16 protein-coding genes are annotated in these 21,889 nt (G+C 67.6%); all 16 read right to left on the reverse strand.

Annotated features, from left to right (window positions below; translation table 11 throughout):
* Positions 1–40: 40 nt before the first annotated feature.
* On the reverse strand, positions 41–4,135 hold the full coding sequence (locus QRM95_RS11520; RefSeq protein ID WP_133830703.1) for a type IV secretory system conjugative DNA transfer family protein: 4,095 nt from the start codon (positions 4,133–4,135) through the stop codon (positions 41–43).
* A gap of 125 nt (positions 4,136–4,260) precedes the next feature.
* Positions 4,261–6,330 carry a coiled-coil domain-containing protein gene (locus QRM95_RS11525; RefSeq protein ID WP_284975288.1) on the reverse strand — a complete coding sequence of 690 codons (2,070 nt, stop codon included), beginning with the start codon at positions 6,328–6,330 and terminating at the stop codon, positions 4,261–4,263.
* Between the two features lie 132 nt (positions 6,331–6,462).
* Positions 6,463–8,229 (reverse strand): AAA family ATPase, encoded by a 1,767-nt coding sequence (locus QRM95_RS11530; RefSeq protein WP_285247740.1) that lies wholly within the window; start codon positions 8,227–8,229, stop codon positions 6,463–6,465.
* A 153-nt stretch (positions 8,230–8,382) separates the two neighbouring features.
* Positions 8,383–8,655: a hypothetical protein gene (locus QRM95_RS11535; RefSeq protein ID WP_071416490.1), complete on the reverse strand. Its 273-nt coding sequence runs from the start codon at positions 8,653–8,655 to the stop codon at positions 8,383–8,385.
* 25 nt (positions 8,656–8,680) lie between these two features.
* Positions 8,681–9,475 (reverse strand): hypothetical protein, encoded by a 795-nt coding sequence (locus QRM95_RS11540; RefSeq protein ID WP_133830700.1) that lies wholly within the window; start codon positions 9,473–9,475, stop codon positions 8,681–8,683.
* A gap of 87 nt (positions 9,476–9,562) precedes the next feature.
* Positions 9,563–10,102, reverse strand: coding sequence for a hypothetical protein (locus QRM95_RS11545; protein WP_071416492.1), 540 nt, complete (start codon positions 10,100–10,102; stop codon positions 9,563–9,565).
* A gap of 160 nt (positions 10,103–10,262) precedes the next feature.
* The gene (gene mobL / locus QRM95_RS11550) at positions 10,263–12,539 is read right to left on the reverse strand and encodes a relaxase MobL (protein ID WP_166651670.1); all 2,277 of its coding nucleotides are present in this window, start codon (positions 12,537–12,539) and stop codon (positions 10,263–10,265) included.
* Between the two features lie 94 nt (positions 12,540–12,633).
* The gene (locus QRM95_RS11555; RefSeq protein ID WP_133830699.1) at positions 12,634–13,650 is read right to left on the reverse strand and encodes a hypothetical protein; all 1,017 of its coding nucleotides are present in this window, start codon (positions 13,648–13,650) and stop codon (positions 12,634–12,636) included.
* Positions 13,650–14,186, reverse strand: coding sequence for a hypothetical protein (locus QRM95_RS11560; RefSeq protein ID WP_133830698.1), 537 nt, complete (start codon positions 14,184–14,186; stop codon positions 13,650–13,652). The genes QRM95_RS11555 and QRM95_RS11560 overlap by 1 nt, the downstream gene beginning before the upstream one ends.
* 52 nt (positions 14,187–14,238) lie before the next feature.
* Positions 14,239–14,970, reverse strand: a complete 732-nt coding sequence (locus QRM95_RS11565) for a hypothetical protein (RefSeq protein WP_133830697.1) — start codon at positions 14,968–14,970, stop codon at positions 14,239–14,241.
* Entirely contained in the window at positions 14,967–15,773 is an 807-nt protein-coding gene (locus QRM95_RS11570; protein WP_133830696.1) for a hypothetical protein, read from the reverse strand. Before QRM95_RS11570 ends, QRM95_RS11565 begins: the two co-directional genes overlap by 4 nt.
* 73 nt (positions 15,774–15,846) lie before the next feature.
* Positions 15,847–16,569, reverse strand: a complete 723-nt coding sequence (locus tag QRM95_RS11575; RefSeq protein ID WP_284975291.1) for a hypothetical protein — start codon at positions 16,567–16,569, stop codon at positions 15,847–15,849.
* A complete protein-coding gene (locus QRM95_RS11580; protein WP_133830694.1) occupies positions 16,569–17,543 on the reverse strand; it encodes a hypothetical protein in 975 nt (324 codons plus the stop codon). The genes QRM95_RS11575 and QRM95_RS11580 overlap by 1 nt, the downstream gene beginning before the upstream one ends.
* 133 nt (positions 17,544–17,676) lie before the next feature.
* The gene (locus QRM95_RS11585; protein WP_133830693.1) at positions 17,677–19,968 is read right to left on the reverse strand and encodes a phage tail tip lysozyme; all 2,292 of its coding nucleotides are present in this window, start codon (positions 19,966–19,968) and stop codon (positions 17,677–17,679) included.
* A 58-nt stretch (positions 19,969–20,026) separates the two neighbouring features.
* Positions 20,027–21,328, reverse strand: coding sequence for a hypothetical protein (locus QRM95_RS11590; protein ID WP_133830692.1), 1,302 nt, complete (start codon positions 21,326–21,328; stop codon positions 20,027–20,029).
* A gap of 173 nt (positions 21,329–21,501) precedes the next feature.
* On the reverse strand, positions 21,502–21,885 hold the full coding sequence (locus QRM95_RS11595) for a hypothetical protein (protein WP_056387364.1): 384 nt from the start codon (positions 21,883–21,885) through the stop codon (positions 21,502–21,504).
* Positions 21,886–21,889: the final 4 nt, after the last annotated feature.

The raw sequence follows: 21,889 nt of genomic DNA on the forward strand, positions 1-21,889 counted from the left end.
CATCGACTGTCCCGGCACGGAGCGAATAGACCCGCCGGCACTACCCCCGGGACTTCATCTCTACGGCCATGGCCCGGTCGAAAGCCCCGTCGGCCAGGACCTCCCAGCTGGGCAGCGAGGCCAGGTACGTGTAAAAGGCGGCGTGCACCTTGACCGTGGCCAGCGACCGCAGATCCTCCTCGGTCACGTCCTGCTCGGCGAACACGCGCGAGCCCTCGTCGCTGATCTGGCCGTTGATCCTGCGGGCGGCGTCGGTGTAGGCATCGGAACGGACCTGGCTGATGTAGGTCTTTGACCCGTCGGCGCTGCGCAGCTCGCCGTCCCCGCCGACTGAGAAGTGCTCGCGGTCCCGCTGCATCTCCACCAGCGCGGTCTTGTACGCCTCACCAATCTCAAGGTCCAGGGCCTTGACCTTCGCCGAGCCGTCGAGATTGATCAGCATCTCCTTGCTGACCGTGCCCTCGGCGTAGACCAGGCGCTTGTGGTCCTTCTGCGTCGCCTGGTGGGCAGCCACGGTCGCGGCCACCTCCACGTCCTCCAGGAACTCCTCGTCGTTGCCCAGCATCATGGCCTCGTAGTCGTCCGGGTCCACGACCACCGGGGCATTGGGATCGCCACTCTCGTCGGTGAAAACCATCCGCGTGATGACCTCCATGACCTCGTCCGAGTAGACGTCCGGGTCGAGGCGCTCGATGTCGATGTCCTTGTAGTCGTACGTCTCCTGGTAGAGCGTCTTGGCGTCGGCCGCCCTGACCGCCTGGGCCATGCGCTTGTCGAGCATCTTGACGAAGTCCGGCTGGTTCATGCGCACGTCGAACTCCATCGCGGAGCTGAGCGTGGGGATCGTCTGCAGCGAGTACTCGTGCCCCGGGTGGGTGATCGTGTTGCCGAGCAGCTTGAATGACATCGGCAGGATCGTCTCGTTGCGGTTCCAGACCGGCGCGTCGCCGGCGCGCAGCACGATCGAGTTGCGCGGCGAGAGGAAGGCGAAATCGTTGTACTTGATCAGCGGCTCCTCCTCCGTCGACCAGGTGCGCGAAATCGCTCCGTCCGTCTTCCCGCCGACCACCTTGTCCAGGTTCTGCGTGATCTGCTTCGAGCTGGCGTGGGTACGGTGAGTCTTGCCGCTCATCTTCTCCAGCGTCTCAATCATCGAGTCGTCGGTCGACTTGAGGAAGACGATGTTGCTCGTGTTTCCCTGCACAATCTTGTCGACCGACTCGCCGTAGACGTCGCGCAGCTGCTGCAGCGTCTGCAGGATAAGCGTGAACTGCTGCTCCTGGCCGAGGCCGATGGAGAGCATGGTCTCGAAGCCGGCGATGCCATTACCGTCGGACTGCAGGTTGCCGAGCTCGTCGAGCATGAACCGGGTGCGGTAGAGCGGCTTCTGGTTCGACTTGGTCATGTACGACTGGTCAAACGAGACGTCCACCAGCTGCTTGACCAGGATCAGGATCAGCTTGGCGTACTTCATCAGGTGCGGGGGAGTGACGAGAAAGACCGCCTTGGGCGACTCCGAGTACCGCGCCATCGTCTGCGTGATCGCGCGCGCCCGGACCTCGACCTCCTCAGGGTGCCCTCCGCCGGAGAAGTCCAGCTTGCGGCTCGGAAAGGTCGTGTCGCCGGGCTGGAACGAGAGGATCTTCCCGTCGCGGGTGCCACCCTCCCGCACCGGTCGCAGCTCGCGCAGCACGCCGTTCTTCACGATCTTCTTGCCGGTGACCGGCTCGACCACGAAGTGCCGGCCGTTGAGGGAGAGCTGGCAGCTCTTGCGGAAGTGGAAGTAGAAAGTGCGCACGAGCATGCCGCTCTGCGGGTTCTTCAGCTCCAGCTTCAGCCAAGCCTCGTCGCCGGGGAAGATTCCCTTGAAGTTGTAGCGCGCCCAGCCCACGCGGCCGACGATCTCCGAGTGCTCGAAGTCCTTGCCAAGGTTCTGGGTGAACATCGGGTCCGCGTACGCCGACCAGCTCGCCATCTGCCCGAGCAGGTGGTCGCGCTTCATGAAGTTCGGCGAGAACCGCACGCCCAGCCGCCGCGGGAAGGACAGGCCCGCCAGGTCAGTGTTCTGGCTCGGCTTGCCCGAGGTCAGGGTCGAGATCGTCGGGTCGGTGAAGAAGCTCATGCCCGTGATCGCGATGCCGTAGACCGAGGACATCATCTTCTCCGCACCGGCCATGGCGACCAGGGCGTTGTGGGCGTTGCCGACGAGCGTGCGCATCGAGTTGCGCGGCAGGGCCTGGGTGGCGTTGAAGTAGAGCGTGAGCAGGTCCTGCTCGGCCTTGCCCTCCCATAGGAAGTCCTTCTCGGCGACCTTGGCCTGCTCCTCGGCCAGGGCGTCCTCGTCCTCTTCGAACTCGCCGTTCTTGATGCGCTTCTCCAGCTCGGCAGCGGGGTTCTTCCACTTCTTCGAGGTCAGCTGCACGAAGAGCTGGTAGCAGTTGTACAGCGTGACCTTTCCCCACATGTCGTCCAGCCGCTGCTCCAGCGTGCCCGGGTCCATGCCGGTGGCTGCTGCGTACTCGCGCAGCTCACGCTCCTCCTCGAGGTAGTAGTCGATGAGACCGTAGGCGGCCCGTTTGAAGGCGTTGTTCGCCGCGTTCGGCCAGACCGGGTCCTCACCGCCGTCCAGCGGGAAGAAAACCTCGCCGATGTTCTCGATGTAGAGCGCGCACTTGGTCGAGTCGCCCTCGCGGGCGGCGTCGGCGGCCATGCCCAGCGGGTTGTAGATGTCGGTCTTCATCGCGTTGATCAGGTTGAACTGCACCGGCTCGAAGCCGCGCGTGACCAGCGGGATGTAATTCTTGACGAGCAGCTCGCCCTTGGGGTCGTTGATGACCATGTTCGAGGGCTTCTTCTCCCGCGACCACATGTCGATCATCGGCTCGATGTAGGTCTGACCCTTGCCCGCCCTGGTGATGGCCAGCACCATCGTGTTCACGGGAGCAGTGTCGACGATGTAGGCACCGGCAGGGCGCTGGACTTCGTACGCCGGGAACTCCCAGTCATCGGTGATCAGGTCCGACACCGTACGGTAGGGCCCGAGCTTGTCACGGTTCGCGCCCTGGAGCTTCCCAGGGTCCTTCGCCTCTTTGGCCTTGCGCCGGCTCTCCTCGGTCGGCGGGTTGTACGGGATCACCGTTGCGTCATACTTCCGGCGCAGCCGCTTGTCCCGGGGCAGGCCCGAGGCGTCAAAGAGCGCCTCGCCGAACTCCTCGTCGATCAGCGGCAGGGTCTCGACCAGCGGCTCGCCGTCGTCGCCGTCCATGACCTCACCCTTGTAGTAGACGATGTTGCCGTCCTGGTCAATCACGTCGGACTCTGCGCGCCGGGAGACCTTGACCGTGCCCAGCCCCTTCTTGCTGAGCATCATGTGACTGATCATCGAGCTGACCTGCACCCCCGAGTGCGCACCGGCGTCCGGGAACCAGTCATAGTTCTGCTGGACCTCCTCCGGCAGCGCGATGTGCTGGTCGTTGCGGTGGTCGTTGATGTCCGTGTGGTCGACCGTCGCGTTGTGCTTGGCGACCTGGCGTCCGGTCCAGGTGGAGATCACGATCATGACCAGCGCGCCCGATCCCAGCGTCAGGAAGAGCTTGAACCCGGTGACGGACCCCAGCTGCCCGCCGACGTTCGTCGCCGTGGGCGTGGCCCCCTGGTCAGCCTTCGGGGCGTCCTGGGCGGCGCTGCCTGCGTGGGTCCACCACGCTGGCACCGGGACGTCCTTGAGATCCGGGTAGCACTTCGAGCCGATCTCGGGGTTACCCTTCTCGTTGACGGCGCGGTAACACGTCATCGGGGCCCCGCCCTGGCCTGTCGTGGTGTCCTCCACGTAGTACGAGTCCGGCTTTCCGCCGCTGTTTCCGCCCAGGCCACCGCCCATCGTCGCCCCGAGCGTGAGCACTGCCGTAGCAATGACCGAGTACAGCACCCACGCCACGATCGCGACCAGCAGGCCCGCGACGCCGGCGAGCACGAGGCCCGACGTGTTCGACTTCTTGCTCAGCCGCTCGCCGCGGTCCAGCTGCTGGTCTTCATAGACGTCCCGGTTCGTCAGCGTCTCCTCCGGCCGACGCGCCGAGATCTTCTCCCAGCCGCTGGCCTTGGGCCGTGCCGCCCTGCGCTTGCTGCCTGCCATGGTTCTCCCTGCCTGTTTCCGCGTGTGTCTGTGTGTCCTGCGCCTGTTGTGATTGCGGAAGACGCCGACGGCGCACGGGGTGCGAGCCCCATGCGCCGTCAGACCCCGTCGATCTCCGAGTCGGATCAGCCGCCCATGGCTGCCCCGCCGATGAAGCCGGCGAGGCCGCCGAGCACGGGCAGCGCGACGATCAGGGCGATGAGCATCTTGTTGTAGCGGCTCTGGATCTCCGAAGCCCTTGCCAGCTCGCTGGCGTAGGACTCCTTGTCCGCAGCCATCTCCTCCAGCCGCGCCTCGTAACGGCGCTTGACCGAGTCCTCGACAACCTCCATCTGCTGCAGCAGGTCCGTGTTGCGCTGCGTGGCCGAGTCGGTCTTCTCCTTCTCGAGGGACAGGCTGTGCTGCCATTCCGTCTCGCGGGCCTGCATCTGGGTGATCGCGTCCTTGCGGTTGCGGTCAAGCTCGTCCTCCATCCGGCGGATGCGGTCGGCGTGCTCGTTGCGGATCGACTCCAGCAGCGCCTCCTGCTCGCGGCGCAGGACGCCGATCTCGTCGGTAGTGCGCTGGTGCTCTGCCAGAGCCTCGGCCTGGGCGATGTCCGCCTTGCGGTTGTCGTCGACGATCCGCTGGATCTCGGCCTTCCACTGCCCCAGACGCTGCTCCTCGGCCTCGAGGTAGGCCTTCTGCTTCTCGGCCAGGACCTCGAAGATCCGCGTAGTGCCGACCTGCATCTTCAGGGCGGCGTCGGAGCGGCGCACGCGCAGGATCTCCTGGCGGTCGTGCGAGTAGGAGTTCTCGAGCATCCGCTCGATCTCGGCGACAGCGTCGGCCTGCTCGCGCTCCATGCGGGAGCGGTTGCGCTCCTTGTACTGGATCTCCGCCTGGAGGGCGGCCTGCTCGGCGAGCTTCTTCGCCTGGGCCTCGTAGTCCTGGACGATCTCGGCCTTGCGGGTGCGGATCCGCTGTTCCTTCTCGGACTCCCGCTCGCGGTGCGCCGCCTCGGTGCCGTCCTTGAGTGCCTTGTAGCGCGAGCCCTCGCGGTCGGTGGCCACGTCACGGATGACCTGCTCGACGTGGGCCGACATGAGGTTCACGTACAGCGTGCGCAGTTCGTCCTCGTGCGCCCACCGCAGCTGGGCAAGATCGGCGTTGGCCTGCCGGTTGAGCTGGGCGACCTGGTCGCCGAGCCATTCGGTCGCACCCTGCGGCACCTCGATCTGCACGACCGGCGCGCCGATGGCGAAGGTCGCATTGAACTCGTCCAGGCGCACGTCGAGGTCCAGGTCCTCGGAGAGGAAGCGGCGGGCGATGACCTCGCGCACCTGCTCCTGGTTCTCCAGCAGGACGGCTTCCTCCTCAGCCGGGGCGTACGCCGTATCGTCGGCGGTCACGGGACCGGACTCCTCATCGAACTCCTCGAAGCCGGCCGTGCCGTCGAAGCCGGGCTCCGGCTCCACCGCAACCGGGGCCGCGTCCTCGTCTCCGAAGTCGACGGCTTCGTCGTCGAACACGGGCTCATCGCCCGCAGCGTCGAAGACCGGCTCGTCACCGGCACCCTCGTCCCCGCCGGGGATCGAGTCGAAGATCGGGTCACCCTCGTCGGCGGTATCCACGGCAGCAACAGCGTCCGCGTCCGACGCGGGAAGGGTCCCGGGCTCGTCGGTGGTGACGCCGCTGTGCTCGCGCCAGGCCTGCGCTCCGACAGCCTCCTCGAGGCTCAGCGTGCCGGAAGCGACCTCCTGGGCCTGCTTGAACGTGGCCTCGGCTACCAGGTCCACCAACAGCTCGCCGCTGGGCTTCTGCCAGACGACGGCCCAGGAGTACTCCGCGCCAGCCAGGAGCGAGTACTCCTCCATGCGCGCAAGCGTCTCCGTGTTGGGGATGATGCCGAAGACCTCTTCGCCCAGCATCTCTGCCGTGGCGACGGTCTTGATCTGGTCGGAGTCAATGAGCTCGATGAGCGAGCCCTTCGCCTCGTCGCGGCCGTGCCGCTTGCTCAGCCCTCCGATGGACTCGGCGGCCAGCACGAGCATGACCCACGCCGTGCCGCTGGGGAAGACGAACTTCGCGTTCGACCGCAGCAGTTCGACTGCTGCGGGGATCGCCGTCTCCCTGACCACGGACGACAGCAGCTCGTCAGGCTTCTTCTTCCGATCCTTGTTCCGGCTTCCCGCAGCCGTGCCCAGAATGCCCATTGGTGTCGATCCCTTCGATGATGAAACGCAGTTCGCCTGGTTTATGAGTATCCTATCGCTTATAAGTCGATAGGTGCAATGATAGGCAATCCGACACGACGCCGAATGGCCCGCAATGGCCGCTGGCGCAGATCAGCGCACGGCGCTCACCTCGATGCACGCTTCGGAGGTGAGCATGTCCTTGTGGTCGCTCGCCAACTCGCCGACGACGTCGATCCGGATCCGCCGCTCAGAGGGATGCTCGTTGATGAACGTCGCCACTCCGGTGGTGACCTCGTCGGTCATCTTCGCCACCGCGCCACGGGCACCGCCGGCATTGGAGTCGGTGTCGCCCTTGTCGTCGATGAGGTACTGCAGGACCCTCTGGTCGATGTCCACCCGCACGTTGTGCTTGATGAGGACCTCCTGCACCATGTGGCGCAGCTTGTTGCGCACAATCTTGCGCTGCGTGTCCTCAGAGAGCGGCTGGAACGGGACGATGGCGTCGATACGGCCCAACAGCTCGGGCGGAAAGCGGTTATCCGCCGAGGTCTCGGTGATCGAGCGGCGGATGAGCTTGTCGTACTTCAGCAGCTGCTCGCCCGAGCCCGTGTCGTCGGCCGCGTACTGCGCGATGGTCTTGTAAATCTCCGAGCCTGCGTTCGTCGTCATGACGATGTAGGTGTTCAGGAAGCTGACCTCGCGGTTGTTGTCGTCGGAGAGCCGGCCGTCGTCGAGCACCTGCAGCAGCAGGCGGGTGACCATCGCCGAGGCCTTTTCGACCTCGTCGAACAGCAGTACGGCGTGCGAGAGGTCCCAGACCCGCTTCGTCAGCTCGGAGCGGAACAGGTCCATCGAGGAGTCCTGGGCGTACTCGGACATGTCGAAGCGGATCAGGTGGCGCTGGTCGTCACCAAAGAGCAGCCGTGCCAGCTGCTTGGCAAGCTCGGTCTTACCCACGCCGGTCGACCCCGTGAACAGCAGCGAGGCCTCCGGCCGGCCCTTGTCGTTCAGGTCCGCGACCGACAGCTGCAGCCGCCGCGCGACCGCACGCGTGGCCAGGTCCTGGCTGAACACCTTCGAGTCCAGCTGCTCCTTGATCTTCGCGCCGTCGACCTTGAAGGCAACGTTGACGCCCAGGGACTCCTGGAGCACGTCCGAGAGCAGATCGCGGTTCAGCGCCCGCTTGGTGAGGCGGTGCCAGCCAACCATGCTGTCCAGCACCAGGATCGACTTGCGCGGCTGCGAGCTCGCCGGCATGTAGCGCTCGGTGTACTCATAGATCTGCCGGTAGATGTGATCGTCGTAGAACTGGTCGGCGACGTCGTAGTGCTCGGCCATGCCCTGCAGAATCCGGATCGTCGTCTCCTGGTCCGGCGGCGTCAAGTTGATGCGCTGCAGCCGTTCAACCAGCGGCTGATTCGGCGCAATGTGCCTGTGGAACTCGTCATAGGTCGTCGCGGCGATGATTCGGATGCCGCGTGCCCCGGAGGCCGCCAGCACCGGCTTGATCGCCTCACCCGCAGCATCGGAAAGCTGGATGATCTGGTGGAACTCGTCGATGAACAGGACCAGCTCCTGCTTCTCGTCCGCCACGAAGTGCTCGGCCTCGTCGAAGAAGCCCTTGAGCATGGCGGCCATGCGGTCCGAGTCGCCGGCCTCGGAGATCATCCGGGACGGATCGACCTCGAGATAGAGCCGCTCGGCGTCAGCGGCCATCGTGGCCTGGACGAGAGCGGTCTTACCCGTACCTGCCTCGGCCAGGAGCAGGGCGTTGCACAGCTCCGGCCTGCTCATCGAGGCCAGCAGCTGGAGCTTCTCGTGCTCGCGGCCGACGATCTCGCGCTCGGCCCTCTTGAGCGGGTCCGACAGCTTCGACAGGAGCGGATAGCCCTCATTCAGGTGCACTTCATGGAACATGCCGTGGAAGACCTCTCGCCAAGACTTGAATTCATCTGATAGATCAGTCGAAAGTCTATCATGGCACTATTCGGCTCGACTGCGATAGGACAGCGAAAGGCCCCCGGACTCATATCCGGGGGCCTCCTGGCCATTCACTCCGTAGGGGTGCTGTCACAGCCCCTGCTGGCGGTCCTCCTGGGACGAAGCCCCATCCTGCTCGAACTGGTAGTCGTACCGCTCGCTCAGCGGCCTGCTGGACTCCCGGTCGCGCCGTGCCCGCTCGTTCGCCTCCCGCTGCTGACGCATCGAGGCACCCACGCGGTCGACCAGTGCGCGCCCGGCCTCCGCCCACATGTCCTTGCCCTCGTCCGGGGCCGTGATCTCGTCCAGGCCCAGCTCCAGCAGGCTCGTGCCGCTCAGTGGGCTGGGATCGTTCGTCGCCATAGCCTTCTCCTCCTCCGCGCCTGTCTCAGGCCCCGCGCTGCTGCTCGGTGCCCTCGGGCCCGCCCTGGCCCTCGAACTGATAGTCGTACCTCTCGCTGACCGGCTTCCGTCCCTGCGGCGAGGTGCCCGGCAGCTGCTCCTGAGCACCACGGCCGACAACCGAGCCCATCCGCCCGACCAGGTCCGCCCCGGCAGCGGAGCCCTGGGGGGCCTTCTGTCCGCCATGTCCGGCCAGCTCCGTGTGCAGCCCGCGGGCTGCACCCAAGGCAGCTCCCCTGGCGGCGCTGGCGGCGACGCCCCTGGTCGATGCACCAGACTGCTGGGCACGTTGGGCGTGGGCCGCGGCATCCTGCATGGCCTCGGTGCCGAGCCGCCTGGCTCCCTCGCGGAGGCCCGCGGACTGCACGGCCTGTCCGACCTTCGACCCGGCGGCCCGCTGGGTGAGCGGGACCTTCACCGGACCCTGAACCGTGCCGCCGGCATGGGCCTGCTTCGCCTGGGGCTGCTCCTGCCGGGACGATTCCGGCTTCGGCACATCCGCTGAAGTGATCATCCCCGGTGCCGGCTCAGCCTGCGGGCGCGGCCGCCGCTCGACCACGTTGGGGTTGAACCTCGAGCCCGGCTGGCCGGGAGCGGGGGAGGAGGGCACGCTGTATCGGGGACCCCGCACCGCGCCGAGGCCCGCCTGCGAGCTCGGGCCCCGCTGCTCTCCGGTATCGGGGGTGGCCCCGCGGATCGCCGCCAGCTGCTCGGGCGTGTACGACGTCGGGCGCTGGCCGTGCTCCGGTCGGCCCTGGGAACTTTTACTGAGATCTGCCATGATGATTCGTTCCTCTCTATGCGAAAGGCCCCCGGAGAGGTCTCTCCGGGGGCCTTTCAATGAGTTCTGCTGAGTCGTGGATCGGTGTCAGCCGACCGCGGGGGCCTCGGCCTCGACGACCTGCTCGGCCTGGGCGGTCTGCTCCGGACCGGCCTGGCTCTGCTTGGCAGCCGCCTGGGCCTCCTTGGCCGCCTTCATGGAGGCGAACTGGTTGTCCAGGGTCTTGGCGTCGACCTTGAAGTCGCTGGCCTCCACGGACTTGGTGTTGACCACCAGACCGGTGCCGCGCGAGGCCGGCATCACGTTGCCCTTGAAGCCGTAGACGGTGCCGACCTTCTCGCCGTCCTTGTTGAGCAGCGGCTCCGTATTCGGGCCCGCGGCCTTGACGATCTCCTCCAGCTGGCCCACCGAGTAGGGGGCGGTGTTGGCGAAGCGCTCCTTGCCGTCCGGGCCCTTCACGCGCTCGGACTTCAGGTGCAGGTTGCTCTGCTCCGGTCCGCGCGAGTCGCGGGCGTCGACCTGGATGTCGGCGTAGTGCGACTTGCCGTCCTTGGTCGCGCCGTTGTCATAGACCTTGGCGATGAGGTTGACCCCGGTCATTGCGCCCTTGCCCTTGAGAAGTGCCATGATCTCGTCCTTTCGTCGTTCCGTCCGCCACTCGGCAGAACGGCCTTGATCATTCACGTCGTCCGAGCAAAGCCCCGAAGTGCAGTGCCGAACTGCTCTATACACTAATACTCCTATAGAGCATTCCGCAACCATTCGAATGATCTTTCGACTCGTGTCCCTACTCGTGCTGGATGCCGTCGGACCGGCCTGCCGGCTCCTGCTCGGGGCCGGGGAGGACCCCGGCACCAGCCACCGCGGCGTCGACCCGCTGCTGGACACGCACCACCAGGCCGGCGTCGAGCGAGGAGGCCTTCGAACGGCGCATCCGGGCCGCCTGTTCCTGCTCTTCGCGCAGCGCCGCGATCCTCGAACGCAGAACCGGCCGCGTGGAGCCGTCCTCCACCGGAACCAGTTCCCGCGAGACCCGGGTCATCGCGGCGATGTCGTCGACAGGGAGGTCGGCGATCGCCTCGGACTGGCCTGACTGGTCGAGGTACTCCATGGCCGCCAGCAGCAGCCGGCGGCGTTCGGCCGCGGCTGCGGTGAACTCCCGCCGGGCCCGCTCGCCGATCTCGACATCGGCCACGAAGTCGTAGCCCAGGTGATGCAGGTCCAGTGCCTTGACCTCGTCGAAGGGGTGCACCGTCCCGGTCTCGATCGACAGCTGGGTGGAGACCTCCGGATCCCCGCCGGCGACGGCGCGGCGCTGGTCAGCAGGACCGGCGACGAGCACCAGCCCCGAGTCGGCCAGGTCGGTGCGCAGCTCCTGGAGCCGTTCGTCGTAGACCTGCTTCATCGTCTCGATGCGCGCGTCCAGGACCGCCCGTCCGGCCTTGCCCGCGGTCAGGTGCCGTCCGCCGGGCTGGCCGTAGATCTCGCGGCCCATCTCCTCGGCCTGGTCGGCGTCCTTCATCCGCTGCAGCGAGGCGTCCTGGCGCAGCGCCATCAGCGAGAGCAGGCGCTGGCCGTACGCGGCGACCTCCTGCTGCTGGGCGTACCACTGGCTGGCGTCGCCGACAAACGGTAGGAAGTGCTGGTACTTGCTCATCACCCGCCGGTGCCAGTCCTCTTCGTAGCGGTAGAAGTCGTAGAGCGGCCGGGAGTCCTCTACGGCCACTTCGGCCTTCTCGGCACGCTCCCATTGCCGGGCCAGGTCGCGGTAGGCGCTGGCCTTGGACTTGTGATGCTGCAGGCGGGAGGCATAGCTGCGCAGCCGGAAGCCGAAGGAGACGACATCGTCCTCCGAGCTGCCGTGCTGCTGCTGGCGCTCTGCGGCCAGGGCGGCCATCTCGGCGTAGTCCATACCCATCACCTCAAGCATCGGCGTACGCACCCGCAGCTCCTCCTCGGGCAGGGCGCGCAGCATCTGGTAGACCCCGTTGACCGCCCGCTCGGTGATCTGGTTGCGGCCCGCGTCGACCAGGCGCTGCCACGCGTCGGTGGGCAGGCCCTCGGCCTCGCGGCGCTGATTGGCGTACTCCACGACCCTCTCCATTGCCGCCGGCAGCGGAGAGCCCGGCCGCTCCAGCTGCTCGGCCACCAGCTCGGAGACCAGACGGTTGGCTTTGCGCATCCGCAGATCGTTGGTTCCGGCGCGCCACAGCGAGCGGTCTGCGGGCAGGCAGGCCAGCAGGAACTGGGGGAGGGCCTCTGAGCGCATGCGCTCGTGTGCCCAGCGCTTGATGAAGGTCGTCACGTTCCTGCGCTCGTATCCGACGGCGCTGGACAGGTGCGCGACGACCTGCTTCTCGTCCAGCCAGGCGTCCACGCCGCGCCGCAACCGGGACTTGTGCCGATCCAGAAGCTTGCCCCGCTGGGTGCCGTCCTTGGCCAGGCGGCCGTGTCCGGCGTCGACCATCGCCAGGTGGCAGTGGACGTGCTCGGTGTCGACCTGGATCACGCCGACGTAGCGCAGGTCGTCGAAACCGCTCGTGCCCGAGCTCATCCGCTCCAGCCCGTGCATGATCGCCATCCGCAGCTTCATCTGGTCGATGTGGCCGCGGTAGTCCCCGCGGCCTTCGCAGTGAAAGTCCTCGCCGACGATGCGGTGCCGTTTCAGGTATTCCTCATCGAAGGAGAGCACGGTCTTCAGCACCGTCTTGCCGCTCTCGAAGTGTTTCTGGATGTCCCGGGACGCAGCCCGCAGCTGCTCGTCGGAGAGCGACACTGAGCCGTAGCCGAAGGCCACGCCGCCATCGCCCTGGGCCTGGCGCATTGTCGTCTTGGCCTCGACCCTGCTCGTCCCTGCGCGCTCGACCGCGCTCTCGCGGGCCATATAGCGCAGGATGAAGTCGTCCGTGCGCAGCCGCTGGATCGGCGCGAGCGACTCAGTCGCCTGCTCGCGCGCCATGTACCGGGTGACGTAGTCGCCGGGGGTGCCGCCCCGGGACCCCTTGCCGCCGGGCAGCGGCACACTGAACTCGTTGACGATGACCACTGACTGCTTCAGGCCCATCCCGCCTCATACCTCCGTCGTGTGAATGCACAGAACCCCGGCCGCTGTCCTCCAGCGACCGGGGCCCGTCCTGACTGCTCTGCCCGCCTCGGCCTCAGTGGCCCAGACCGTGCCCGTCTTCCTCGCCGAAGTCGAGGTCGGCGGCGCGGCGGGAGGCCTCGCGCTTGCGCTCCTCGAGCGTCGGCGCGGGCACCTCCTGCCCGGTGGCCTCCTCATCCAGACCAAAGTCCAGATCGTGGGTCGCGCCGGCATCCGGCTCCGCGTCCGCAGGGGCGGCAGTATCCTCCGGTCCGTCCAGGTGCAGGGCCGGGGCCACACGCTGGTGGTACAGGTGCTCGGGCGTGCCCTCAGTGCGCTCCAGCTCAGCCTGATACTGCTCGCGCTCCGCGGTGATCTCGGCCTCGACCGCCAGCAACTGCGCGGTGACGCCCTCGGCAGCCGGCTGCTGCGCCTCCGGCCGCTGGAGGTTCTCCGCCTGCGCGACCAAGTCGAGCTCGTCCTCGCTGAACAGCGAGTTGATCGCGTCGGAGCGGGCCCGCAGGCCCCGCTGGTCGACGACGGACTCAACCGGACCATGACCATCCTTGGAGCGATCAGCGAAGTAGGCCGCCAGGTCGTACTCGGTGGAGGCCAGGTCGATCTCGAGATCGGCGATGCGGTGCACGTTCATGAAGACCACGGGGGCATCGGCCTGGTCCCCAGACGGGGTGAGCACGAGGGCATCCACCCTGGCGGGCAGCTCCCACTCGATCCCCGTGAGCTGGTCGGGCACGGTGAACGAAGGGCTGAAGTAGCCCTTGGCCGCCAGTGCGACCAGCTGCTCGTCGTCGAACTCGTAGAAGGCGTCGACCTTCTCGCCCTGGCCGTGCGAGTAGGTCACCTGGGTGATCCCGTACGGCAGCGGCTCGGCGGGAGTGATCGAGCGCAGCTCGCCCACGACGTGCAGGTAGGGCCGGTAGTTCTCCTCCTTGCCGCGGTGCTTGAGCTCGACAGAGTCGACCAGCACCCCGATCTGGGCATCGAGGCCGTCGTAGCGGTGCGCCTGCACGCCACGCTCCCGCAGGGCCCGGTCGGCCCACACGTCGTTCATCATCAGTCCAGCAGTGCGCATCAGTTGCTCCTCTTCCGGTTGGTCTTCTTGCTCGGGCGGGTGGTCCTGGGGGCGGCGGTGGCCGGGGCCAGCGCCGGGGTGCGGGCGTCGCGCACAGCCTGGATCCGGCAGGTGGACCAGCGCCACATCCCGCGCATCGCAGCGATCTCCGCGGCGGCCAGCAACAGGACCACAAACAGCAGCGGGGCGATCCACATCGCGACGGTCCCGGCCATGGTCAGGTCGCCGCTTGCTGCGCCCGACTGCCGGTGCAGCCACGCGCCGAGCATCGGGATCACGACCATCGCAGTCATCGAGGCCAGCACGTAGTCGGCGATGAGCACGACCGAGCGGAAGAACACCGCCCAGATCAGCACCGGCGATCCGCCGGAGCCCTTCCCGGGGGCCAGGCGGCGCAGCGCGCCGGCCAGCTTCGAAGGGCCACGCCCGGCCTTCGGCTTGACCGGGGCCTTCTCGACGGGGACTGCAGTGGCAGCCTCCACGCGGGCTTCGTGCTCGGTCGCGCTGCCGGTCTTGTCCAGAGTCTGGATCGTCATTCGTCTCGTCCTTCGTGGTTGTCGTGTCGTGTCTGTGCGGGTGTCCCGCCGGTCAGCCGCTGTGGCTGGGTCCGGGGCTGGCGGTATCGGCCGGTGAAGCAGAGGCAGGTGGCCTCTGCGCGGCAAGCTGGTCCCGCGTCCGGCCCGAGGCCCGGTACGCTTCGAACGAGGCGACCGTGCCGTCCTGTCCGGTGGCGAAGGTGAAGACCACGTACTCACTTTTGGCCGTGGACTTGCCGTCGGCGGACACCGGGTCCAGGCGCGCCACTCCGATGTAGGAGTAGTCCAGGCCCTTCACCGCGGCAACGTCGACGTCGAAGTCGGCCAGCTGGTACGCCGTCCCCGCGCCCTTTCCGGCACCGGTCGCTGCCATCCACTCCGGGATGAACTCGGTGAGGGTCCGGGACGAGGTCCCGAGAAACCCGTACCGGGCGTCGAGGGCGGCCTGCGTCTCCTTGACGGTCCGCGAGGCGGCCGAAGAATCCGTCAGGCTCAGCAGCACCGAGCGCGCTGCGGCCCGGTCCCGGTCGGCCCGCTCGGCATCCATCCCCGGCAGGGCAGCCAGCAACCGGGCATGCTTGGTCTCAAGTGCCGCCTGCGCGTCCTCCTGCTTGCCCTGGAGCTGGACGATGAGCTGGTCGGCCTTGGCGTCGGCGTCCGCCGAACCGTCGGCCAGCAGCGCCGGGGCCAGAGAGAGCAGCGACAGCGCCAGCAGCGTTCCGGTGCTGCAGACCAGGACCTTCCCGGCCCTCGCGCGCACCCAGTCCTTCACGTCCTCGATCACGGTGCCTTCACCTCCTGCCGCAGGGCCTCGCCCGTGGTCGTCGTTCCGGTCTGGACCCCGGAGAAGCTCTTGCGGGTCATGTCGTAGTCAGCCCGGGCCCAGGCCAGTACCGCCGGGGCCTGCCCGGCCGCCGGGCGGGTCTGCACCGCCAACCAGGTGACCCGGATCGTGCCGTCCACCTCGACCGAGTAAGGGCGCTGGGCGACCCACTTGAAGCCGGAGTCGAAGCTCATCGGAATCTCGTTGCCCGCGGCGACGTCCTTGTCGGAGGCCAGCAGGTACCAGGGTTGGAGAGTGGCCTGCCCGACGTCGGGGGCGAAGTACGGGGTGAGGTTCCGGCGCGTCGGCTCGGCGGCAGCCTGGTCCAGCGTCCCGCCCGAGTCCGCCACCGAGGGTGTCAGGTAGCGGTACTCGTTCTGCAACCGGGCGATCTGTTCCGCAGCTCCCTGTGCCGTGACCAGGGCGCGGTCAGCGTCCTTGGCCTCCGGGAGGGCGTCGGTGCGCACCGCGGCGGTGCGGATCTGCTCGCGCAGGGAGACGATTTGCTGAGCCTTGTCTTGGCTGACGGTGGCCTCGCCACCAGAGAGACCTGCGCCGACCAGGAAGCAGAGCAGCGCAGCTGCCCCCGTGCACACCCCGCCGATGGCCGCCCGGCGGCTCATCAGCGCACCCGGGACATTTCCGTCCCCAGTGGGGTCGGCGTCGCCCGGTGCCGCACCGGCGTCCGGCGCGGCCACGAAGCGGGTCTTGCGGACAGGCTTGTCAGCCTGCACACCCGACTCGCCGATCTTTGTCGATGCCATTGCCCCTCAACTCGCTCTTCGTCTCGAGTACCAGTACAACTCTATCAAGAAGATGAGTCGAAAGGGAGTCGGATCATCTGGAATGACGAGTCGAACCGCCAGCGGGAATGGCGGACAGGCCAGAGACCTTCCCTTGCGCGTCGACGGTGAGGTACACCAGCACGGTCCGGTACGACTTGACCCGGTCCGGTGCCACCTTGTTCTGGGACACCGCATCGGAGGTAGCCGCCACCTCGATCTGCACGGCATACGTGTACTCGTCCGCGGTGACCTTCACGACCTCGAGGTCCGCGTCGGCATTGACCGCCGAGTTCAGCCCTTGGGTGTCGATGTAGTAGTAGCGCTTGCCCGCGGCGTCTTCGTTGAAGCGCGCCGGCGGCATGAACTGCTTCAGGAACTGCTCGTCCTCGGACAGGTGGTAGCGCTCTTTCAGGTCCCGGCGAGCGGCCTCGTAGGCCTGGCCGGAGTCCCAGGTGAATGCCGTCTTCACCAGGCGGTCCACGATCTGCGTGTCGTCGTGGATCCGGCTCTGGCTCACGCCGAGCGACTGCATGACATCCTGCTCGACCTGCTCGGACTTCGCGGTCCCGACCGAGGCAAGCTGGCCCTGAAGGCCCGTGATCGTCTGCTGCTGCTGATCCAGTGCACTGCGCTGGGACCCCCATGTCAGGCCGGTCACCGTCACGGCGGTAACCAGCAGTACCGCGACCCCGACCACCAGGGCGTTGCGCCGCATGAAGCCCGGTTCCGGCGCTGCCGTTTCGTCCGTGCCGTCAATCTGCTGCTCCTGCATCATCAGCCCTCTCCGCTTCCGTTACCCGTCGTCGATGCGCCCTGCTGGTGCTCCGCGCCGGCGGCGGTCACCACGACCTTGAGATCCGCGAAAGTCCCGGCCTTCCCGTCGTAGGAGTAGGCCGCGTTCGCCCACGCCAGCACCTGTCCACCCGCGGTGTCCCGGCACAGCCAGATCACCCGCGCCGTGCGCGTGGTGCCCGTGGCGTCCTGGGTGGCGAGGTCCGGCATTACCGACTCGACCGACCAGGCGTACGCTCCAGGCGAGGAAGCCTTCAAACCCTCGTAGCGCACGTACCAGGGGAACCGCGGGTCGATCTGCGTGCTCGGGTCGAACGGCGTCACAGAGGTCCGGGAGTAGGCCCCCTTCTCGTCGGCCAGGAACGAGCGCGGGCTGAACAGGGGTGCCAGCGTCCGGCGGTGCTCGGCGATCTGCAGTGTCGCCGCGTTCGGCGTACCGTTGCCCGCATTGGGCTGTGTCGCCGCCTCGTGGTGCAGCTGAGCGAAGCGCTGCTGGGCCTCCGCGACCTTCTGGGCGTCCTTTGCGGCTGCCTCCATCAGCCGCGTCATCTTTCCGGGCAGATCCGGGGCGACCGGAGTGCTCCTGGCATCCTCGATCTGGACCTGGAGCGCGGAGATCCGGTCGGCGTTTGCCGCGTGCTCCACCTCGAATCCCTTGCCGCTCACTCCCGCGGCCGCCGCGAGCCCGAGGATCGCCACGCCCATTGCGGCGCTCAAAACCAGGCGCGTCCGCCGCGCCGACTCCTCCGGAGTGCGTGCCTGCCGCTCTCCGCGCCGCTCGGAGCGCCAGCCCTCGAAGCGGGCCTCGAGTTCGACCCCGCTGACCCGCCTGCGGGTGGCGGGGGCCTTCAGCTTCTTCGGCGCGCCGTCCTCGTCCTTGACCGTGTCCCCGGCCCTGCCACGCGCATCATCGTCCGCACTCGTCACGATGCCCGCCCTTTCTCGCGTTGTCCTCATATATGACTCCAAGTCTATCTGTAATGGTCATTCAATAACGAGTCTGCCCCATTCGACAGGTCACTGCGCACGGATCGGGACGCAGAAAGGGCCGGTGCCCGGATCGTCCGGACACCGGCCCTGCTTCCGCCGGCTACGCCGGCAGGTTGCCGCCCGTGGTGATGAGGTCCGTGACGTCGACGAACACCCACCCCTCGGACTTCATCCGCTCCGCACTGTCAACGCGAACGCGGCCCATGAACGCGCAGTAGCCGGCCTCACCGAGGATGACCTTGTCGCCCTGCACGCCCAGCACCACGAGGGTGTGGCCCGCGGACCCCGTACCCGGCCCGGAACCGACCGAGTACGCCGTCGGCGTACTCGAGACCTGCTTGCCCGTCATGGACGCGATCGCGTGGGCTGTCTGGATGCCGTCGCCCGGCGGGTACTGCTGGAACGAGGTGTACTTGTTCATGAAGTAGACCGAGAACGACACGCAGTTCATGGCGTGGTTGTCGCCGCAGGAGCCCGGTCCGCTAGCGCCGTACTTGTCGTCCAGGAACTTGTCGCCCTCCTGGTTGTACAGGTCGATCAGCTGCCGGGCCTGCTCCTCGTTCATGCCGCCGTCGACGAGGCTGCCCGGGCGCACCTTGGTGTCGCTGTCGCAGTTGCCGAAGACGGAGCGGATCCCGCTGCCGACCGTGTCGACAATGCCGCCCACGATGTCCTGAACCCCGCCCACGACCGAGGTGTCGACGGTCCAGCCGCTCATCTTGCCGAACCACATCTCGGCGTCGGCCTTACGCTGCTGCAGCTGTGAAGCGTTGTCGGCCGAGCGCTCCCACTTGTCGTGGAAGTGCAGTGCAGCAGCAGAGGGAGAGCCCTGCGAGGTCTTGATCATGTCCTTGAACACGGCCACGTCCCCCGGGCTGTCGCCCTCCGCCATGAATGCCAGCTGGGCCTTGATGGTGTACCAGTCCAGGTTCTTGGACTTGGCATAATCCAGGAGCATCGTGGTGCGCCCGTTCGACCACTGGCCCAGACCGATGCCGCCGTGCGACTGGCCGGGGATGTGGGTGAAGTTCCCGTCCCAGGCGGTCTGCTTGCGCGGGCCGATCTGGTAGGGCTCGTTGTAGATGCCCTCCACGCTGGTGGGGTCCACGCCCGACTCCTGCGACCAGTTGCCCAGGATGCCCGCGATGTTCTCCTCGGGCATACCCCAGGTCTTCAGCACGGAGTAGACCGCCCGGGCGTTCGCCTCGGTGTTCGCCGGGACGTCAGCGCCGGGGCCGTTGCGGCTGACATTGACGATGCAGTTGGTCATGGTCGAGCCGCGGCCGCCATCGAGGCCGGCCTGGTCGAGCACACCCGTGAGGACCGTGCTGAGCACAGCCACCGCGGCAACGGTCGCAGCCACCCCGGATGCGGCCGTGGCCACCGGGGCGACGGTGGCCGTCACGGTGACCCCGAACACGGCTCCTGCCGCCTTGCCGACCAGCCCGCCCAGTGCGATGAACGGTGCGGCGATCGTGTGCCCGACCGCCTTGGCGATCCCAAGGATGAAACCCCAGATCATGCTGGCCGCGTTGGCGGCCATCGCGAGCATCGCGAAGAACATGGTCTTGAGCCACTTCAGGAAGGCCATGACCATGAGAAGCCCCGCAGCCGGGGGAGCGGCCGCCGCGGTGCCGCCGACGGCGACACCCCTGGCGGTCTTGGACAGCAGCTGGCCGTCCTTCTCCTTCTGCGAGGTCCGCTCGTAGCCGGTGCCCCCGGCACCGAGCCGCTTGTCGGCAGGCTCGGCGTCCGGACCTCCGCCGGTGACCTTGGACGCACCGTCGACAACATCCTTGCCGGTCTCCAGGCCCACATTCTTGGCAGCGCCGACCGCTGCCCCGGGCAGCGCGCCGACACCACCGGCGGCGGCTCCGGCCTGCGCCCCGGCGACAGCTCCCGAGGCAGCCGCTCCCGCGTACCGGCCGGCACCGCGGCGGACCGCGCTGCTGCCGTCACCCTCGACCGCCTTGCGGGCAGCTCCCCCGGCCGCCCCGGCGGCGACACCGTCGAGGCTCTTGGCAGCCTTGGCGGCCTTGCTGGTCTTGCTGGCTGTGTCGGCCGCACCTGTGGCCTTGCCAGCGGCAGCCGCTGCGTCCGGGGCCGGTGCGGCTCCCAGGTGCTTCGACCCGCGGCCCGCAGGCGTCGGGTCCACGGGCTGCGGCGCGGGGGAGGCCCCCGGGGTTTTCGGCAGACCCTTGGCTGCATCCCCGGACGGGGAAGGAGCGGAGGCCGCTCCGGTACGGGGCCCGGCGCGGCGTACGCCGGACCCCTCACGACGAGGTGGCTGCGACTCCTCCTTCGCACCCCCGTCGGCGGACCTGCGGTCCCCGCGGGGCGATGCAGCGCGCCGGGCCGGGTCATCCCGCCGCGTCGGCTGGTCGATGGCCATAAGCTTGTCCTTTCCGGCTCGATGCCTGGGTGGTGACTGCCCGCTCCGTGGAGCGCGCTCAGTGATAGACGGTCAGGAAGTCCCCGGCCGAGTTCGCAGTGCTGTTGGACTGCACATCGCGCAGCTTCACGTCCAGGCCGAGCAGCTCGAGCAGAAGCCCGGACTGGTACTCCGACTTGGCCTTGCCGTAGTCCTGGTAGGCCTGAGAGAGGTTGTTCATCACGTTCGTGAGCGGGCGCATCGTCACATCGGAGGACCGGTAGTCCTTCTTCAGGTCGGTGCCGTCGGAGAGGACCCACTTCATGTCCGAGACCTGCTGGCTCGTGCTGTCGCTGCCCTCGGCGCGCTTGTCGGCGAGGAACTGCACATAGCCCTTACCGGCGGGCACGAGCGTGTCGAGGTAGCCGGCATAGACGTTGCCCGCGCGCCAGTTGAAGTCGAATCCGCCGGGCACGACATGGCCCGTCTTCAGCTCCAGCGTCGCTTTCCCGTCCTTGGCCTCGGCCGCCGAGACACCAGCCACCTGATCACCTGCGATGGAGGTCGGAACGGCCGGCGGACGGAGGAAGAGCCCATCGACCTTGGTGGTCGCCAGGTCGGAGGTGTACGACTCGACCTGCTTCAGGCTCGTGCGCATCGCGAGCAGCTTCTGGTCGAGCTTGTCCCGCGTCTGCTGCTCCTGGGTCTTCAGCACGACGTCGTAATAGGCCCGGGCCGGGTCGAAGCTGGCCGCGTCCAGGGCCGGGATGTCGGTGGTGCCCGACGCACCCGGGTTGATGATCACGCGCCACTGGTCGTACTTCTTGAAGCTCGAGTCGCCCACGACCTGGTCATCCCTGCTCTGCTGCCGCTCGTCGTAGGTCAGCTCGGCGTTCGCGCGGACGGTCAGGTTGAGCACCTGCCGGTCGAAGGGCCGGTCCGCGTCCAGGAGGACCCCGACGTAACCGGTCGAGCCGAAAACGTGGAAGGTGCCCCTGATTCCGCTGGTACTGACCTTCTCGGTCTGCAGCTTGTCGTTGGTGCCCAGCAGGAAGGCCTGGTAGTCCGCCGCGTTGTACGAGATCGCCGCGCTGGCGGGGAAGTGCATCATGACCAGTGCCCTGTTGCCGGTGTGATTGGTGTAGACCCCGTCGACCGTGCCCTTGAGCTGGGTCTTCGAGGAGGTGAACTCGGTGTTGTAGAGCGCGGTGTGCGACACCGCGTCGCTGCCCGCCTTGAAGGCGGCGGCACCCGAGCCGGCCACCACGACCAGCCCCATCACAGCGAAGATGCCGAAGAACACCCCGAAGCGCTCGATTGCGTGGTGCGAGTCGAGCTTGAACCGCTTGCCGAAGGCCAGCGCCTTGTCCTTGATCCCCATGTCCGTTCCCGTTCGTCCTGTTCCTTGCTCTGCCTGTCCTGCTCGTCGTCAGCGCCCGTCGTCCGACCCCGGAAACGACGCACCGGGCCGGTTGAGGCCTGGTGACCTCAACCGACCCGGTGCGGTCCGTCGACGCTTTGTGTGCCCGGCCGTTGATTCCTGCCGCGCCGGGCTTAGCCCAGGACGCCGCTGGTCAGTACGTGGCTGACCGTCTGCACGAGGACAGAGCCGCCGCCGAGGTCCTCGAGGGTCTTCTGGCCGCCGGAGCCGATGGTGTTGATCAGCGACCACCCACCGGTGCCGAGCGCGCCGCCGACCAGGATGAGCAGGGCGATGGTGCCCCAGCCCTGCTGCTGGCCCGCGGACTGCGGGGTGGCCATCAGCTTCTTGATCAGGAGCACGCCGCCCCAGACCAGTCCGACCGCACCCAGGAGCATGAGCAGCAGCCCGCCCCAGAGCTGGATCTGGGACTTCGCGTTCTCCAGGAAGCTCGTCAGGTCCCAGGCCGCGGTGGGCAGGGCGACCCGCTCGAGTGCCGCCTCGTAAATCTTCGTCATGGTT

Origin of the sequence: Pseudarthrobacter sp. efr-133-R2A-89 (assembly GCF_030209315.1) — a bacterium.
In the GTDB taxonomy this organism is placed as follows: Bacteria; Actinomycetota; Actinomycetes; order Actinomycetales; family Micrococcaceae; genus Arthrobacter.